Below are 16,626 nucleotides of genomic sequence, written 5' to 3' on the forward strand. Positions count from 1 at the left end.
CAGCAGGTGCCGGATCAGGCGAGGTTGACGAAGGTCGCGGCGCGCAGCGGCGGCACGGCGGCCGCGGCCTGGACCGTCTGCGCCGCCAGCTCGCGCGCCTTGCGCGTGGCGCTGGCGGACAGCACCGGCGGCAGCTCGAGCCGCAGTTCATGGGCGAGCGGCGGGCCGCGGCGCTTCAGCACGCGCACGTTCAAGGCATCGGCCCCGCCGGCCCGCAGCGCGAGGCGCAGCGGCACCGGGCTGGCCTGCTGCTGCACCGCCATCTCGCGCAACACGAAGGCCGGGCCGTCGTGCGCATGGGCGGCCACCTGCAAGCGGCGCAGCCGCTCGGCGCGCAGGCGCGGCGGCAACCACGCGAGCACCGCACCGACGTGCCCGCTGTGCAACGCCTGCTCCAGCGCCCACAGCCGCGCATCGACACCGGCTTCGTGCGGCCGGCCGTCGACACCGGGGATGCCCTGCGTGCCGGTGTCGATCACCAGCAGCTGCTCGGCATCCAGCCCCATCTGCATCAGCGCCCAGGCCGACAGCGCCGCCGGTGGATCGAACAGCATCACCAGCCGCCCGGCCCGCTGCGTGGCGGCGAGGCACGGGGCCAGCAGGCGGATCTCGCCAAGGCCCGGGTGTGGCAGCAGCAGCTCGCTGAGCGCGCGCCGCGGCCAGCCGCCGCCGGGCAGTTGGGCATCGAGCACCGCGAAGCCGCTGGGCAGCGCGCGCTCGACGCTGCGCCCCATCTGGTTGCCACGCCACACGCTGGTGTGCAGCCGCTCGGGCAGCGGCGCGCGAGCGTGAGGGGCGAAGTGAGTGGTGGCAGAAGGCATGTGAACTACTGTATGCACATCCAGTATATCGATCCACTTGAAAACGGGGTCATGGCGTTACAAGTCTGTTCAAAAGAGCCTTTGGCACATTTATAGTTGCTTTTGGCAATTAATTACGGCAGCATGCCGGGCATGTCTTCTTCTGACCCGAACGATCGCGTGGCCGCGGTGCGCGCCTTCAACCGCTTCTACACGCACCGCATCGGCGTGCTGCACGAAGGCCTGGTCGACAGCGGCTTCACGCTGACCGAATCGCGGCTGCTGTGGGAGTTCGCGCACCAGGCGCAACCGACGGCCGGCGAACTCGCGCGCTCGCTGGACCTCGACCCCGGCTACCTGAGCCGCTTGCTGCGCGGCCTGCGCGAGCGCGGGCTGATCGAGGCGACGCCGTCGGCCAGCGATGCGCGGCAATCGCACCTGTCGCTCACCGCGGCCGGCCGCGCCGCGTTCGCGCCGCTCGACAGCGGCTCGCAGCAGCAGGTGCAGGCGCTGCTCGCGGCGCTGGACGAGCCGTCGCAGCAGCAACTGCTGCAGGCGATGGGCACGCTGCAGCGCCTGCTCGACGACGACCCGGCGCGACGCACGCGCGAGCCCTACCTGCTGCGACCGCACCGCCCCGGCGACATCGGCTGGGTGATCGCGCGCCATGGCGCGCTGTACGCGCAGGAGTACCGCTGGGACATCGGCTTCGAGGCGCTGGTGGCGCGCATCGCCGCCGCCTTCATCGAACGCTTCGACCCCGCGCGCGAAGCCTGCTGGATCGCCGAGCGCGACGGCGCGAACGTCGGCTGCGTGTTCCTCGTGCAGGCGCGCGACGAGGCGACGCAGGCGGTGCAGGACGGCGTGGCCCAGCTGCGCATGCTGCTGGTCGAGTCGTCGGCGCGCGGGCTGGGCCTGGGGCGCCGGCTGGTGCAGGAGTGCGAGCGCTTCGCGCGCCAGGCCGGCTACCGCCGCATCACGCTGTGGACCAATGCCAACCTGCTGGCTGCGCGCGGCATCTACGCAGCAGCAGGCTACCGGCTGGTCGCGACCGAACCCCACCACAGCTTCGGGCACGATCTGGTCGGAGAAACCTGGAACCTCGACCTCACATGACCTGCCCCTGCGGCCTGCCCCACCCTTACGCAGACTGCTGCGGCCGCTACCACGCCGGCCCGCTGCACCTGCTGGCGCCCGATGCGCCGTCGCTGATGCGATCGCGCTACAGCGCCTTCGTCCACGGATTGACCGACTACCTGCTGGCGACCTGGCACGCCAGCACCCGCCCGGCCACGCTGGAGCCCGATCCGCCGGGGCTGCGCTGGCTGGGGCTGGAAGTGCGAGGGCAGGCACAGCAGGACGCCGACCATGCAACGGTGGAGTTCGTCGCACGCAGCAAGCTCGGCGGCCGCGCGCAGCGGCTGCACGAGACGAGCCGCTTCGTGCGCGAGGACGGCCGCTGGTTCTACGTCGACGGGAACTACTGAGCCTGCCGAAAGATCAGGCAAATTCCTGGCGTACGCTGGCCGACATCAGCCGGCGGATGATCCACCCGAGCAGCCCGCAGGCGCCGAGCGTCACCAGCACCGCCATCACGCGGGCCGCGGTGACGAAGCCGCCGAACACGCCGAGCGCCTTGGGCGGCAGCGTCGCGGTGCTCAGCGTGCTGTCGACCACCGACTGCATCACCTCCTGCTGCAGCCACAGGCCGAGCAGGTTCGCGACGATCGCCAGCAGCAGCAGCGCGATGAAGGTGCGGCGCGCCCAGTTCAGGCGCAGCAGCAGGCCGACGGCCGACACCAGCGTGGCCAGCGACATCACGAGTCCCGCATTGACCACCCACGGCAAGTGCGCGATCAGCAGCCCGAACAGCCCGCTGGCCTGCAGGCCCTCGCTGCGGAATCCACCTGACACCAGCATCGCGTTCTGCAGCAGCGCCGAGGCACAGGCCAGCGCGCCGATCAGCATGAACACCCACGCGGTGGCGGTGACGAAAATCGAACGGGCTCCGACAGTGATGGTGGTGGGCATGGCGCTTCCTCGACAGCGTCGATTGTCCGGATCGCGGGCGGCCTTGTCATGACCGCGGCACGCGTCCCCCCAGGATCGAGGGGACGATGCGCCATCATCTGTGCACATCGCGCCACAAGGTGTCAGCCGATGTATCCGTCGCGGGCCGTCAGCCGAAACGCAGCGCGTACACCGGCGGCAGTTGCGCCGGCAGCGCCGCCCACCGGTCGCCGCCGTCGTCGCTGCTCCACACATGGCCGGTCGTGCTGCCCATCAGCAGGCTGCGGCCGTCGGGCGACACATCGAGCCCGTGGCGGTACAGCAGGTCGTAGCAGTGCCGCTGCGGCAGCCCGTGGCGCAAGGTCTCGAAACTCGCGCCGCCGTCGCGCGTGCGGTTGACCACCAGCGCCCCGCCGACCGGCACGCGCTGCTGGTCGGCGACGCCCGGCACGAACCAGGCCGTCTGCGCATCGCCGGGATGCACCGCGACCGCGAAGCCGAAGTCCGACAACGGCGCACCCGTCACCTGCTGCCACGAGGCCGATGCGTCGGTCGAGCGCCAGATGCCGTTGTGGTGCTGGGTCCACAGCACCTGCGGCTGCGCGGCGCAGCGCACGATGCGGTGCGGATCCTGCGTGTTCGGCGAGCCGGCCTGCTCCGGCGGCATGTAGGCGGCGTGCATGCCGTCGGCCTGCAGCTGCCAGCTCGCGCCGTCGTCGTGCGTGACCCAGGCGCCGCCGCAGCTGATGCCCAGCACCAGGTCGCCGGCGCGCTGGGGATGCGGGCAGATCGAATGGATGCCGGGCACGTCGTAGCCGCCGCCGAACCATTCGGCGCGCTCCGGCCGCTGCCACAGCGAATCGACCAGTTGCCATGAATCGCCGCCATCGCCGCTGCGAAACAGCCCGCCCGGCAGCGTGCCCAGCCACAGCGTGCCGTGGTCGCGCTCCAGCGACCACACCTGCACCACCTTCCATGGCACGCCGGTCGCGTCGGCCGGCTGGGGCGGGAAAGCCGGTGCCGCCACTTCGTGCCAGCTGGCACCCTGGTCATCCGACGCATGCAGCTTGACGCCGAAGTGCCCCAGGTTCAGCGCCGCGAGCATGCGGCCGTCCGGGCCGGGCGGCAGCAGCATCGACACCGGCTCGCCGAGGAAGCTGGTGCGGGCGATGTCCCACGCGCCGCCGCGGCCGCGCTTCAGTTCGAACAGGCCCTTGCGGGTTCCGACCCAGGCACGATCCTGCATCTGCAACTCCTCGAGGTTCAACCGCCGGACAGCGCCTGCATCACGTGGACCCGGCTGTCCGGCCGCAACGCATCGGCCAGCGCGACGCGGTCCGCGCTGCGCACGCCGTCGACGAAGGCGACCACGTTCGGCCGCAGGTGGCCCTGCTCGTCGAGCACGTAGCCGCGCAGGCGCGGGTGCACGGCGAACACCGCGTCGAGCGCATCGCGCAGGCTCGCCGCATCGACGTCGAGCTCGGGCGTCTCGATGAAGCGGCGCAGCTGCTGCGTGAACACGACGTGGGCCATGGGCGCCGATGATGCACGCCGCGGCCAGCCGCGACAATCCACCGGATGAATTACGGACCCTTCTACGCCGCCCTCGCCTTCGCCCTGTGGGGCATCTTTCCGCTGTTCTTCCGCCGGCTGGCCATGCTGCCGGCCGGCGAGGTGCTCGCGCACCGCATCGTCTGGTCCCTCGTCTTCGTGCTGATCGTGCTGGGCGTGCGCCGCCAGTGGGGCTGGCTGCGGCCGCTGCTGCGCCAGCCGCGCGTGCTGGGCGCGTTCGCCGCGAGCGCGCTGCTGCTGGCGGTGAACTGGCTGACCTACATCTGGTCGGTCAACAACGGCCACGTGATCGACGCGAGCCTCGGCTACTTCATCACGCCGCTCGTCAACGTGCTGCTCGGCTACACGGTGCTGCATGAACGGCCGCGCCGCGGCCAGTGGGTGGCGCTCGCGCTGGCGACGGCCGGCGTGGTGTGGCTCACGGTACAGGCCGGCCAGCTGCCGTGGATCGCGCTGGTGCTGGCCGCGAGCTTCGGCAGCTACGGCCTGCTGCGCAAGGTGGCGGTGCTCGGCCCGCTGGAGGGGCTGACGCTGGAGGCGATGCTGCTGGCGCCGCTGGCCATCGCCGCGCTGCTGTTCTGGCAGGCGCAGGGCACCGGGCAGTTCCCGCTGCCCGACACCGCGACCAACCTGTGGCTGCTGGCCGCCGGGCCGATCACCGCGGTGCCGCTGCTGCTGTTCGCCGCCGGCGCGCGCCGCATCTCGATGACGACGCTCGGGCTGATGCAGTACATCGGCCCGACGATCCAGTTCGGGCTCGGCGTGTGGCTGTTCGGCGAACCGTTCGGCRGCGCGCGGCTGGCGGGCTTCGGCTTCATCTGGGGGGCGCTGGCGGTGTACAGCGTGGAAGGGTGGTGGGCGGTGCGCAGCCGGCAGGGTTGATGCGTGGAACTTGCGGGGCGCGACGTGCCACACAGGGACATGCACGCCTCGCAAAAACGTCTGCGCTCCCCCTCCTTTCGGGATGATGCGCCCCCCATCAAACGCTCTCGCCCTGCCGAGCGTCGCACCGATCTCTCCCGCCTGCTCGCCAGGCAGCAAGGCGACGTGTCGTGGAAACTGACTGACGACAAGGGTCGGCACTCGGGCTCCGATTTCGGCACGCTGGCAAACACGATCGATGACCCGTCTTCGGTGCAGGAACTTCGGTTGGACTGGGACGACGGAAACGCCGGGATGACAAGCCCCCCGATGTTGGAAGAATTGAAGGCCTTCAGCAGGCTGAGGTCGCTGTCGCTCCAACTTGAAACCGAAAATGACCCGGACGTTGCCGACGCATTGGCCGGCAGCCTGCGCTGCATGCCACACCTCGAGCAGCTCAGCCTGGGCGGCTTCGTCAGCGAGGAGGCCTTCTCCCCCGCGACGACCGCGCTGCCTGCAGGGCTGCAGAAACTCAAGCTGTACCACAGTGCGCCCGAAGCGCTCGCATGCCTGGTAGAGCACCTGTGCACCACGCCGCTGCCACATCTGGAGTGCCTGCATCTGCAATGCCACGAGCAATTGCACGATGAGCTCGACCTGAAACTGTGGGTGCAGCTGGCCGAGGCCCTGCGCAAGTGGATCCCATCGGCCCACTCGCTCTGCGAGCTGAGCTATCCGGCCGAGGTTCGGTGGGCTTTCGCTGCCTATCCGCTGCGTTGCACGCTGGCGAAGAGTCCATCGCTGTACGCCTTGACCTTTTCGCCGGATTTCCAAAACCAACGGTTCGAGGATGTCGACAACAATCTCGCGCTGGTGAGGAAGCGGCTCGACAAGAACCTCGCCCGGCTGCTCGCCCATCCCTGCAAGTTCTTCGATCCGGTCTGCGACGCCTTCATGGGTCATGTCCTCAAGACAGGTGACCTGGCTCCCAATGACATCGCGCGGCATGTCCAGGCATTCGTGATGGGCGACAACACACCGCGGGATCGCCGGCGCGCCATGGCGCTGTTGTTCGTCTGCAAGGCGTTCTGCAAGGTCGTTGATGGCCGGAAGGCCGTCGTCCAGCTCCTGCGCGGCCAGGCAGACGCAAGGCCTGTCATCGCACAGCAGTACGGCATCGTCACCGATCGGACGGTCCGTCGTCTGCACAGCGAACTGATGAGAGTCTGAGCCACCCGGTACAGCGGGTTGCAGCTGGTCACAACCCGGCGGCGTTTCCGCGGCAGGGCGCGGTCAGAATGGAAACGATTCCACCGGACTTTCCATCATGAACCGTCGACTCCACCTGGCCTTGCTGTCGTTGAGCGTTGTCATGTCCGCTTGCGGCGGCGGCTCGGACGACGAATCGTCTCCGCCGGTGTCGGGCACGCCTCCGGCACCTGCACCCGCGCCTTCGCCGGCCCCCGCGCCCGCTCCTGCACCGTCTCCCGCACCAGCGCCGGCCCCTGCACCAGCGCCCTCTCCAGCACCGGCCCCCGCTCCTGCGCCAGCCCCGGCCCCTGCGCCCGCACCTGCCCCAGCGCCCGCCCCCGCGCCGGCCCCGTCATCGACCGACCTGACCGATGCCCGCAAGAAGGACATCGCGATGCAGATCGTCTCCAGCGCCGAGAACTCGTCGCTGAACTGGAAGGCGCAGTACGCCTACATCCAGGACATCAACGACGGCCGCGGCTACACCGGCGGCATCATCGGCTTCTGCTCGGGCACCAGCGACATGCTGGAAGTGGTGCAGGACTACACCCGGCGCTCGCCGGACAACGTGCTGGCCAAGTACCTGCCGGCGCTGAAGAAGGTGAACGGCAGCGATTCGCACGCCGGCCTGGACCCGACCTACACCGCCGACTGGAAGACCGCCGCCGCCGACGTGGTGTTCCAGCAATCGCAGGACAGCGTGCGCGACGACACCTACTTCAACCCGGCCGTCAGCCAGGCCAGGACCGACGGCCTGCGCGCACTCGGCCAGTTCGCCTACTACGACGCGATCGTGATGCACGGCCCGGGCAACAGCGGCGTCAGCTTCGGCGGCATCCGCAAGGCGGCGATGGCCAAGGCCAGGACTCCCGCGCAGGGTGGCGACGAGACAACCTACCTGAACGCCTTCCTCGATGCCCGCGTGGCCGCGATGAAGACCGAGGAGGCCCACAGCGACACGACGCGCGTCGACACCGCGCAGCGCGTATGGCTGAAGGCCGGCAACTTCGACCTGAACACGCCGCTGAACTGGAAGGTCTACGGCGACAGCTTCAGCATCAAGTAGCACCTGGAACAATGCCTGAAAAGCCGAGCGGCGCCGTCGCCTGCCGGCGGCGTGGCAACATCGTTGCCCGATGCGCCCGTTGTCTTTCCGCCGCTGGTACCGCCCGGCCGCCCTCGTGGCTGGCCTGGCCCTGCTGCTCGGCCTGCAGCTCGGCTGCGCGACGCTCGACGAGCGCCAGCGCGCCTGGATCTTCCAGCCCGGCGACCGCGTCTGGTACGGCGGGGCGTCGGCCGCCCAGGGCATGGACGACGCCTGGATCGACTACCGCTCCAGCGCCGCCGAATCGCGCGGCCAGGCGGTCCGCCTGCATGGCCTGTGGCTGCCGCAGGACGATGCCGCGGCGCCGGTCCTGCTCTACCTGCACGGCGCCCGCTTCGACGTGCGCACCAGCGCATTGCGGATGCGGCGCATGCATGAACTGGGTTTCTCGGTGCTCGCGATCGACTACCGCGGCTTCGGCCGCAGCAGCCCCGGCCTGCCGTCGCAGGAGCTGGCCGCCGAGGATGCCCATGCCGCCTGGGACTGGCTGGCGCGGCAACGTCCGCAGGCGCGCCGCTTCATCTTCGGCCACTCGCTGGGCGGCGCGATCGCGGTGCAGCTCGCCGCCGAGGTGCACGACGAGGCGGGCCTGATCGTCGAGGGCAGCTTCACGTCGATCCCCGACGTGGTGTCGACCTTCCGCTGGGGCTGGCTGCCGGTCGGGCCACTGATCACGCAGCGCTTCGACGCCGCCTCGCGCATCGCCGAGGTCGGCTCGCCGGTGCTGGTGGTGCACGGCAGCGACGACACGCTGATCCGGCCGGCGCTCGGCCGCGCGCTGTTCGAGCGGGCGCGCGAGCCGAAGCGCTTCCTGCTGGTCGACGGGGCCTCGCACCACAGCACCAACGACCTGGGACAGCCGCAGTACCGCGAGGCGGTGGCCGAGCTGTTCGGCATCGGCAGGCCGCCGCACTGACGGGACACCTGTCTGGAACCCCGGCAGGGTGGATGTGCCACTCACCGGCATGTCCACTTGGCGTCGTCGCCCCGCCCACCATGAAACGCGTGCGCTCTGCCTCCGACCCGCGGCCCCAGGGGTTTGCCGACAGAAGCCTGCCCCTCGAAAAGGAACTGGTACGACGCGGCGCGATCGACAGGCATCTGCAGACCCATCAAGCCATCGTGGACCTGAGCGGCCACCAGCCTTCCGCGACCTTTGTTCAGACCTGGAAAGGCCCCGGCTGCATCGAGCTCCTCCAGGAATGCAACAGCCAGGACTGGGTGGCCAATTTCGGGCACATCGCCACGCTGTTCGGCATGACCGCGCTGACTGACGAGATCACAGGCCCCAGCCCCGAGCTGATCGCTCACCTGCTCGTCTACTGCCCGCAGATCGTCGACATGACGCTCGATGGATTCTTCGCCGATCGCGAACAGATTCCCGAGCTGAAAGCGGCGTTGTCGAACACGAGCCACCTGCGCAGCTTCCACTTCGCACCGGAGGACGTGGACCCCGGCATCGGCCTGTGCATCGTGCGCGGACTGCGCTCACACCATCACCTGACATCGTGGCGCCACTGGACCGACGACGACCCGGGCGCCATCGTCCCCGCGTTGGCGCGGACCCTGTCCGGCATGCAGAACCTGCAATGCCTGGATCTGTGCATCGACGAGTCATGGAACGCCGACCACTTCGAACGGATCGCGTGCCAGCTCGTGCACATGCCGGCCCTGCAGGACCTCAGGCTCTCGCTGGCGGCGGGCTGCCTCCATCTTTCGAGCTTCTTCCAGGCAGCAGCGGTAGCAGGCGGAGCCTTGCCTCTGGCAAGCCTGAGGCTGGACATCGCCCGCACAACCGCCGCCACGACCCGCAACACCGCGGCCGCGTTGATCCAGGCGATCGCCTCGTTGCCGAGGTTGATGTCACTGTGCGTGTCCTACCACGTGTTCCTGGCGATGGACCCGCAGGAACTGAGCCGTGCCATCAGACGGAATGGCGCCTTCGACACCCTCACGTTCCTGGACGCCCACGGCAGGAATCGCCTGGCCGAGATCCCCGACGACCTGGCCGCCGCACTGCGCGCCAACCGCAACCGCTTCGACCTCGCACCAGTCGGCATGATGGGCCCGGCCTGCAGCGCATTCGTCAATGTCGTCCTGGCCCAGCGCCAGCTCGGACCCGTGTCGGACATCGGCACCGTGGTCGCCGGTCATCTGGTGGGCCGGGCCGCCGCCCCCGATCTGCGCGACTGCCATGGCGTGCTGCGCGTGTCCAGGAAGATCTGGAAGGCCGCGCGCGACACGCGGCGGCAGGCCATGCTGCACCTGATGAAAGCCCCCTCGACCTGCGAACGACAGGCGCTGGAAAGGCTTCGCTGGATCAAACTGGGCCAGATATTCGACATCGTCAGCCTGGAGGAAGCAGCCCAACTGGCCGACTTGCACAGCCATTGGCTGCTGCAAGACCCTGCAGCCCTTCACTTTCAGTGAAACCCGCGGCCTAGCGCAGATCCCCCGCCAGCGACGCCAGCGTCTCCGGGCCGATCGCCACATGCGCCGGGTAGTTCGTGTGGTCGCAACCCAGCTTGCAGGCCGCCCCGGCGCGCAGCGCCTCGCGTGCGGCGGGCGGAAACTCGAAGCGCAGGAAATGCACCGCCGAGGTCTTCTCGTCGGTCTCGCGGTCGAGGTCTTCGTCGGCGATCGCGTAGACGCGCGGGTGGCCCTCGACCTCGACGAACATGCGGTCCTCGATGCCGATCAGCCGCGCCAGTTCGCGGCGGCGCTCGTGCACGTCGGGGTACTCGATCAGCATCGTCGCCTTCCAGTTGCCGCCGTCGGGCAGCAGCGGCGCGTAGGCCTCGATCTCGCCCTGGATGCCGGCTTCGTCGAAGATCTTCTCGATGTGCAGCATCTCCTGGATCTGGCGGCGGATCGTCTGCTCGTCCTCGAACTGCACGGTGACGTGCTCGCCCAGCGCCACCGAGCGCCGCCGCCGGTGCGCGATGAAGCCGGCCCGCTGCGCGGTGCGTATCTTCGCGTAGGCCTCCAGCGTCAGCAGGCTGTCCTTCGTGATCATCTCGATCGCTCCCTCAGAGTCCGTAGGCGATGCGCACCAGGCTCAGCGGGTGCGCAAGCTTCGACGCCGGCGCGCCTTGCTGCGCCATGCCCTGCGCGATGTGGTGCCCGGCCAGCGCGCAATCGGAGCTGATGTAGTCCGGCTCGTTCATCGCCATCGCCTTGAACACCGGCCGGCCGATCTTCATCGCGACCGGGTGGTACGGCGTCTTCACGCCATAGGTGCCGGCATGCCCGGAGCAGCGCTCCACCGTGTTGAGCTGCACCGATACCCGCTGACCGATCAGCTTCAGCACCTCCTCGGTCTTCCTGCCGATCTTCTGCACCCGGCCGTGGCAGGGAATGTGGTAACTCACCTTGCCGAGCGGCTGCTTGAAGTCGGTCTTCAGCAGGCCGTCCTTGTGGCGCGCCATCAGGTACTCGAACGGGTCGAACATCGCCTCCTGCACGCGCTTCACGTCCGCGTCGTCGGGGAACATCAGCGGCAGCTCCTGCTTGAACATCAGCGTGCAGCTCGGGATCGCGCTCAGGATCGCGAAACCCTCCTTCGCGTAGCGCGCGAGCACCGGCACGTTGGCCTCCTTGTGCTTCGCCACCGCATCGAGGTCGCCGAGCTCCAGCTTCGGCATGCCGCAGCACGACTCCTTCTCGACGATCTCGTACGGGATGTCGTTGTGCGCCAGCACCTTCAGCAGGTCATGGCCGATGCCGGGCTCGTTGTAGTTGACGTAGCAGGTCGCGAAGATCGCCACCTTGCCGGGCGTGCGCTCGCCGTTCGTCACCGCCACGGCTGCCCCTTGCTTCTTCGCGCTCCAGCGGAAGCGGCTCGCGGCGAGATCGGGCAGCCAGGCCTCGGGGTGCACGTGCAGCGTGGCGTCGAGCAGCTTGCGCATCGGCTTCGTGCGGTTCAGCGCATTCGCCACCTGCACCACCACCGGGATGCCGGCGAACTGGCCGTGCACGTCGGTCGACGCGAGGAAGCGCTCGCCGGCGCCGACCTCGCCCTTCTTGAACTTGATCGCCTTGGCACGCAGCATCGTGTGCGGGAAGTCCAGGTTCCACGGGTGCGGCGGAACATACGGGCACTTCGTCATGTAGCAGAGGTCGCACAGGTAGCACTGGTCGACCACCTTCCAGTAGTCCGGCTTCGCGACGCCGTCGACCTCGCCGGTCGAACTCCCGTCGACCAGGTCGAACAGCGTCGGGAACGACTGGCACAGGCTCACGCAGCGCCTGCAGCCATGGCAGATGTCGAAGACGCGCTCCATCTCATGGAGGCACGCCCCCTCGTCGTAGAACGAGGGGTTCTTCCAGTCGACCGGATGGCGTGTGGGCGCTTCGAGGTTCCCTTCGCGGGTCATGCTGTTGTCAATCGACCAGCGCGTCCAGTGCCTTTTGATATCGGTTCGCGTGTGAGCGCTCGGCCTTGGCCAGCGTCTCGAACCAGTCGGCGATCTCGTCGAAGCCTTCGGTGCGCGCCTGGCGTGCCATGCCCGGGTACATGTCGGTGTACTCGTGCGTCTCGCCGGCCACCGCGGCCAGCAGGTTCTGCCGGCTCGAGCCGATCGGCAGCCCGGTCGCCGGGTCGCCCACGGCCTCCAGGAACTCGAGGTGGCCGTGCGCATGGCCGGTCTCGCCCTCGGCCGTGGAGCGGAACAGCGCCGCCACGTCGTTCTGCCCTTCGATGTCGGCCTTGTTCGCGAAGTAGAGGTAGCGGCGGTTGGCCTGCGACTCGCCGGCAAACGCATCCTTCAGGTTCTGCTCGGTCTTCGATCCTTTCAATCCCATGGCGCTCTCCAGCTAGTGAATGAAGTGGACCGGCGAACCGTAGCGCGACCGCCGGCGCGCGGCAAATACAAAGCTTCAATGCAGTGCATAGCAGACGGCTATGTTTTCTGCGGGTAAACGAGCAAGGAAAAATCGCGAGGAAGGAAAATCGCCGAACCGGTCATCCCAGCCCGAGCAGCTGGCGCGCCAGGTGGTTGAGCCGCCCGCCCGGCGACGCCAGGTCGTGCAGCACGGTGAAGTGGTTGGCGCCGGGGATGCGCTCGCACACCGGCACCGCGCGCTCGCCCCAGGCGATGCGGATCGCGTCGTTCTGCAGCAGGAATTCCTCGCTCTCGTCACCCCCGACGACAGCGCACAGCACGCCGTTCGGTGCCGGCATCGCCACCGGGCTCAGCTTCGCGGCCAGCGCCGGCGTGAGCCGCAGGTCGTCCGCGAGGAAGGGCGCGCGCCGCACCGGCTCCAGGTCGAACACGCCGCTGACCGCCAACGCGCCGCGCACCAGGTGCGGCGGCAGGTCGATTCCCACCTGGGGCCATTCGCAGTTCAGCAGCATCGCCGCCAGGTGGCCGCCGGCCGAGTGCCCGGCCACGATGATGCGCAGCGGGTCGCCGCCGTACAGCGCCGCGTTGCGCCACACCCAGGCCAGCGCCTTGACCATCTGCAGCGCGATGGAATCGACGCCCACCGGCGCCCCCCGCGCGCCGGGGCACAGCGCGTAGTTCGGCACCACCACCATGGCGCCGGCATGCACGAAGGTCGGCGCGAGGAAGGAATGCTGGGATTTGTCCAGCGAGCGCCACCAGCCGCCGTGGATGAACACCAGCACCGGGGCGCCGGCGCGTGCGGCCGGGAAGATGTCGAGCGTCTCGTTCGGCCCGTCGCCGTACGGCACGTCGATGCGCCGCGACAGCCCGTCGCGCGACAGCGCCGACGCGCGCGCCCACCGCTCGAAGATCGCCGGGTGCTCCGGATGGCGGGCCCGGTTGTCGTATTGCCGGTCGAGGCGGTCAGGATCGAATCGGGCCATGCAGTCTCCGCGGTGYCGGCGCAGGGGTGCCGGATGGGGGCGTTTCTAACCCGCCCGCCGCCGCAGGGCAAGCCGGCGCAGGTCACCGATCGAAACCGGCGCGGCGGCGGCGCCACGGCAGAATGCGCCATCGCTACGAGGCCCGCATGCACGCACGCCCCCCTTGCCCTTCCCGCGGATTCACGCTGATCGAGCTGATGGTCGTGGTGGCCGTCATCGCCATCCTCGCCACGCTGGCCATGCCCAGCATGCAGGGCCGGCTGGTGCGCGGGCAGCTGGTCGATGCGGTCAAGCTGGCCGACATCGCCAAGGCGCCGGTGGCCGCCGCCTGGAGCACCACCAAGACGCTGCCGCTGGACAACGCCGCCGCCGGGCTGCCGGCGAGCGACAAGATCGTCAGCACGCTGGTGAGTTCGGTGGCGGTCGAATCGGGCGCGATCCAGATCACCTTCGGCAACCAGGCCAACGGCGCGATCCGCGGCAAGACGCTGACGCTGCGTCCGGCCGTCGTCGAAGACGCACCGGTCGTGCCGGTCTCGTGGGTCTGCGGCCATGCGCCGGTGCCGGCCAAGATGACGGTCAAGGGCCTCGACAAGACCGATGTGCCGACCAACTTCCTGCCGGTGAACTGCCGCTGAGCGCATCGCCCCAAGCTGGCACGAAGATCGCTTCCATGCCCTCGCCTGGCCGGAAATCCCGCGCCGGGCGGTCGTCCCCGCGGTTTCGGGGCGATCCGGAAACATGGAGTTCACATGATTGACAAACAACGTCACCGTTCCCCGGCCCCGCACGGCTTCCTGCCGAACTGGGTGTTGGTCGTGCTCGCGACCGGCGCGATGGCCCTGGTCGGCTTCGCCCACTCGTTCGTCTGATCGATTCAGCCCCCGAAGTCCTGGTTCAGGCCCAGCGTCGCGCCGGTGTAGCCGCCGGCCTCGGCCGGGCGATGGCGTGACAGGCTCAGGTCCAGGCTGAGCCGGCTCGACAGGTTCCAGCGTCCGCCCAGCCGCGAGACCCGCTCGCCGACGATCCGGCTGTGCTCCAGCAGCACGCTGGCGGCGTCACCGGCCGACCACTCGCCAGCGGTGGCGGCGTCGACGTCGAAGTGCCCGCCGGCCGCATGCGCCGGCAGCAAGGTGAAACACAGCACGAGGGCGGCGAGGAGCGGATACGGATACGGCACGCCGCGAGTATCTGCGCCAGGCATGTCAGGGCGATGGCGGGCGGCGATAGACTGCGCGAGGCCGCACCGGCCGCTCGCACCGTCACCCCCGCCCCCATGTACGCGCCATTCTTCGGGCTCAAGCAGGAGCCCTTCTCGATCGCCCCGGATCCGCGCTACCTGTTCATGAGCGAGCGGCACCGCGAGGCGCTCGCGCACCTGCTGTACGGCGTGCGCGGCGGCGGCGGCTTCGTGCTGCTGACCGGCGAGATCGGGGCCGGCAAGACCACCGTCTGCCGCTGCTTCCTCGAGCAGATCCCGAAGCGCTGCAACGTCGCCTACATCTTCAACCCGAAGCTGACGGTGTTCGAGCTGCTGAAGACGGTGTGCGAGGAATTCCGCATCCCCTACCAGCACACGGGCCCGGGTGCGCCGACCGTCAAGGACTACCTCGACCCGCTGAACGACTTCCTGCTGCGCACGCACGCGATCGGCCTGAACAACGTGCTGATCATCGACGAGGCGCAGAACCTGTCGCCCGACGTGCTGGAGCAGCTGCGCCTGCTGACCAACCTCGAGACCAGCGAGCGCAAGCTGCTGCAGATCATCCTGATCGGCCAGCCGGAGCTGCGCGACATGCTGGCGCGGCCGCAGCTCGAGCAGCTCGCGCAGCGCGTGATCGCCCGCTACCACCTGAAGGCGCTGAGCGAGAAGGAAACCTCGCAGTACATCCGCCACCGCATGGCCGTGGCCGGCATGCGCACCGCGCTGCCCTTCGACCGGCCGGCGCGCCACCGCATCTTCCAGCTCTCGCGCGGCGTGCCGCGGCGCATCAACCTGCTGTGCGACCGTGCGCTGCTGGGCGCCTACGGGCAGGGCCAGCCGCGGGTCGACGCGGGCATCGTCGACAAGGCGGCGGCCGAGGTGTTCGGCTCGGCCCATGACGACGACGCGACGCTGCCGGCCGCCTCGCGCTTCGCGCATGCGGGGCGCTGGGGGCTGGGTGCGGCCGGCGCCGCGGCGCTGCTGGGCATGGTGGCCTGGGCGGTCGACGGGCGGCTCGGGCGGCCGTCCGGCGGCAACCCGGATGCGCAGGCGTCGCAGTTCCCGGCCTCACATTTCCCGGCCTCGGCCGCCAGTTCGCCGGACAAGGCCCGGCCATCGGTGGCCGCCGCATCGGCTGCGACCCCGGCCGCGCCGCCGGCCAGCGCGGTGTCGCTCGACCTGCGCGACGGCCTGAAGACCGCCTGGCGCACCGAGAAGGAGGCCTGGCGCGAGCTGGCCCCGGCCTGGAAGCTCGCCGCCGACCTGGCCGACCCCTGCACCAGCGCGCAGCAGCAGGACCTGCTGTGCTTCCGCACGGTGGCGACGCTGGCGCTGATCCGCCAGCTGAGCCGGCCGGGCATCCTGCTGCTGCGCGACGACGCCGGCCAGTCGGTCTTCGTGCTGCTGACCGGCCTCACGCCGCAGACCGCCACGCTGCGCGCCGGCGGCGTCTCGCAGACGGTGTCGCTGCTGTCGCTGGCCAAGGTGTGGCGCGGCGACTTCGCCACCTTCTGGCGCGCGCCCGCGGGCTACCAGTCGGCGCTGAGCGAAGGCCACAGCGGGCCGGCGGTCGACGCACTGGCCGGGCTGGTCGCACGGGCCGACGGCGCGAGCGCGCCGGCCGCCGCGCAGCCGTTCAACGCCGCGCTGAAATCGCGCCTTGCGAGCTTCCAGGTCGCCTGGGGCCTGACCGCCGACGGCGTGGCCGGCCCGACCACCTTCATGCAGCTCAACCGCGCCGCCGGCGTCGACGAGCCGCGCCTGCAGGCCGATGCCGGCCTCACCCACTGAGAGGCACAGCGATGTCCTACATCCTCGATGCCTTGCGGCGCGCCGATTCCGAACGCGAGCGCGGCCGCGTGCCCGGGCTGCATGCCCAGACGGCCACCGCCACGCCCGATGACGACGACCTGCCGGACGGCCGCGGCGGCATGCGCTGGGGTTTTGTCGCGTCGCTGCTCGGGCTGGCACTGATCGTCGTGTTCGCCTGGAT

At 69.7% G+C, this 16,626-nt stretch carries 18 protein-coding genes and 1 pseudogene; 10 read left to right on the forward strand and 9 right to left on the reverse strand.

Going from position 1 to position 16,626, the window contains the following annotated elements; translation table 11 throughout:
* Positions 1–14 precede the first annotated feature (14 nt).
* On the reverse strand, positions 15–821 hold the full coding sequence (gene imuA / locus AC1D1T_RS11695) for a translesion DNA synthesis-associated protein ImuA (protein ID WP_477824783.1): 807 nt from the start codon (positions 819–821) through the stop codon (positions 15–17).
* Between the two features lie 132 nt (positions 822–953).
* Here imuA and AC1D1T_RS11700 point away from each other — a divergent pair, with 132 nt between their 5' ends.
* Both AC1D1T_RS11700 and AC1D1T_RS11705 read left to right on the forward strand, forming a co-directional pair.
* Positions 954–1,916 (forward strand): bifunctional helix-turn-helix transcriptional regulator/GNAT family N-acetyltransferase, encoded by a 963-nt coding sequence (locus AC1D1T_RS11700; protein ID WP_477824784.1) that lies wholly within the window; start codon positions 954–956, stop codon positions 1,914–1,916.
* Entirely contained in the window at positions 1,913–2,287 is a 375-nt protein-coding gene (locus AC1D1T_RS11705) for a YchJ family protein (protein WP_477824785.1), read from the forward strand. Before AC1D1T_RS11700 ends, AC1D1T_RS11705 begins: the two co-directional genes overlap by 4 nt.
* A gap of 13 nt (positions 2,288–2,300) precedes the next feature.
* On the opposite strand, the gene AC1D1T_RS11710 is transcribed toward AC1D1T_RS11705, so the two are convergent.
* The 3 genes from AC1D1T_RS11710 to AC1D1T_RS11720 all read right to left on the reverse strand — a co-directional run bounded on the left by AC1D1T_RS11710 (position 2,301) and on the right by AC1D1T_RS11720 (position 4,343).
* Complete coding sequence (locus tag AC1D1T_RS11710) at positions 2,301–2,831, reverse strand: hypothetical protein (protein ID WP_477824786.1); 531 nt, start codon at positions 2,829–2,831, stop codon at positions 2,301–2,303.
* Between the two features lie 148 nt (positions 2,832–2,979).
* Positions 2,980–4,056 carry a WD40/YVTN/BNR-like repeat-containing protein gene (locus AC1D1T_RS11715; RefSeq protein WP_477991908.1) on the reverse strand — a complete coding sequence of 359 codons (1,077 nt, stop codon included), beginning with the start codon at positions 4,054–4,056 and terminating at the stop codon, positions 2,980–2,982.
* Between the two features lie 17 nt (positions 4,057–4,073).
* Complete coding sequence (locus tag AC1D1T_RS11720; protein WP_047510043.1) at positions 4,074–4,343, reverse strand: MoaD/ThiS family protein; 270 nt, start codon at positions 4,341–4,343, stop codon at positions 4,074–4,076.
* Between the two features lie 45 nt (positions 4,344–4,388).
* Here AC1D1T_RS11720 and rarD point away from each other — a divergent pair, with 45 nt between their 5' ends.
* From rarD to AC1D1T_RS11745, 5 genes are all read left to right on the forward strand, one after another.
* The gene (gene rarD, locus AC1D1T_RS11725) at positions 4,389–5,264 is read left to right on the forward strand and encodes an EamA family transporter RarD (protein WP_477991909.1); all 876 of its coding nucleotides are present in this window, start codon (positions 4,389–4,391) and stop codon (positions 5,262–5,264) included.
* Between the two features lie 39 nt (positions 5,265–5,303).
* Positions 5,304–6,473 (forward strand): hypothetical protein, encoded by a 1,170-nt coding sequence (locus tag AC1D1T_RS11730; protein WP_477824788.1) that lies wholly within the window; start codon positions 5,304–5,306, stop codon positions 6,471–6,473.
* A gap of 415 nt (positions 6,474–6,888) precedes the next feature.
* Positions 6,889–7,560 (forward strand): chitosanase, encoded by a 672-nt coding sequence (locus AC1D1T_RS11735; protein ID WP_465111222.1) that lies wholly within the window; start codon positions 6,889–6,891, stop codon positions 7,558–7,560.
* 70 nt (positions 7,561–7,630) lie between these two features.
* Complete coding sequence (locus AC1D1T_RS11740; RefSeq protein WP_052212911.1) at positions 7,631–8,515, forward strand: alpha/beta hydrolase; 885 nt, start codon at positions 7,631–7,633, stop codon at positions 8,513–8,515.
* 80 nt (positions 8,516–8,595) lie between these two features.
* Positions 8,596–10,029, forward strand: a complete 1,434-nt coding sequence (locus AC1D1T_RS11745; RefSeq protein ID WP_477838973.1) for a hypothetical protein — start codon at positions 8,596–8,598, stop codon at positions 10,027–10,029.
* Positions 10,030–10,039: 10 nt separating this feature from the next.
* On the opposite strand, the gene AC1D1T_RS11750 is transcribed toward AC1D1T_RS11745, so the two are convergent.
* The 4 genes from AC1D1T_RS11750 to AC1D1T_RS11765 form a co-directional block, all read right to left on the reverse strand.
* Complete coding sequence (locus AC1D1T_RS11750) at positions 10,040–10,615, reverse strand: DUF3501 family protein (RefSeq protein WP_477827185.1); 576 nt, start codon at positions 10,613–10,615, stop codon at positions 10,040–10,042.
* A gap of 13 nt (positions 10,616–10,628) precedes the next feature.
* The gene (locus AC1D1T_RS11755; protein ID WP_477827184.1) at positions 10,629–11,975 is read right to left on the reverse strand and encodes a (Fe-S)-binding protein; all 1,347 of its coding nucleotides are present in this window, start codon (positions 11,973–11,975) and stop codon (positions 10,629–10,631) included.
* Positions 11,976–11,982: 7 nt separating this feature from the next.
* Complete coding sequence (locus AC1D1T_RS11760; protein ID WP_047510032.1) at positions 11,983–12,402, reverse strand: rubrerythrin family protein; 420 nt, start codon at positions 12,400–12,402, stop codon at positions 11,983–11,985.
* 160 nt (positions 12,403–12,562) lie between these two features.
* Entirely contained in the window at positions 12,563–13,429 is an 867-nt protein-coding gene (locus AC1D1T_RS11765) for an alpha/beta hydrolase (protein ID WP_047510031.1), read from the reverse strand.
* 146 nt (positions 13,430–13,575) lie between these two features.
* Here AC1D1T_RS11765 and AC1D1T_RS11770 point away from each other — a divergent pair, with 146 nt between their 5' ends.
* Positions 13,576–14,067: a pilin gene (locus AC1D1T_RS11770; RefSeq protein WP_052212915.1), complete on the forward strand. Its 492-nt coding sequence runs from the start codon at positions 13,576–13,578 to the stop codon at positions 14,065–14,067.
* Positions 14,068–14,306: 239 nt separating this feature from the next.
* Here the strand turns inward: AC1D1T_RS11770 and AC1D1T_RS11775 are convergent, their stop codons facing one another.
* Entirely contained in the window at positions 14,307–14,609 is a 303-nt protein-coding gene (locus tag AC1D1T_RS11775) for a hypothetical protein (RefSeq protein ID WP_477829281.1), read from the reverse strand.
* Positions 14,610–14,705: 96 nt separating this feature from the next.
* Here AC1D1T_RS11775 and AC1D1T_RS11780 point away from each other — a divergent pair, with 96 nt between their 5' ends.
* Both AC1D1T_RS11780 and AC1D1T_RS11785 read left to right on the forward strand, forming a co-directional pair.
* Complete coding sequence (locus AC1D1T_RS11780) at positions 14,706–16,424, forward strand: ExeA family protein (RefSeq protein WP_477840738.1); 1,719 nt, start codon at positions 14,706–14,708, stop codon at positions 16,422–16,424.
* A gap of 11 nt (positions 16,425–16,435) precedes the next feature.
* A pseudogene (locus tag AC1D1T_RS11785) lies at positions 16,436–16,626 on the forward strand (general secretion pathway protein GspB); the annotation flags it as partial.

The sequence above is a fragment of the Rhizobacter sp. P2_H3 genome (assembly GCF_056403355.1).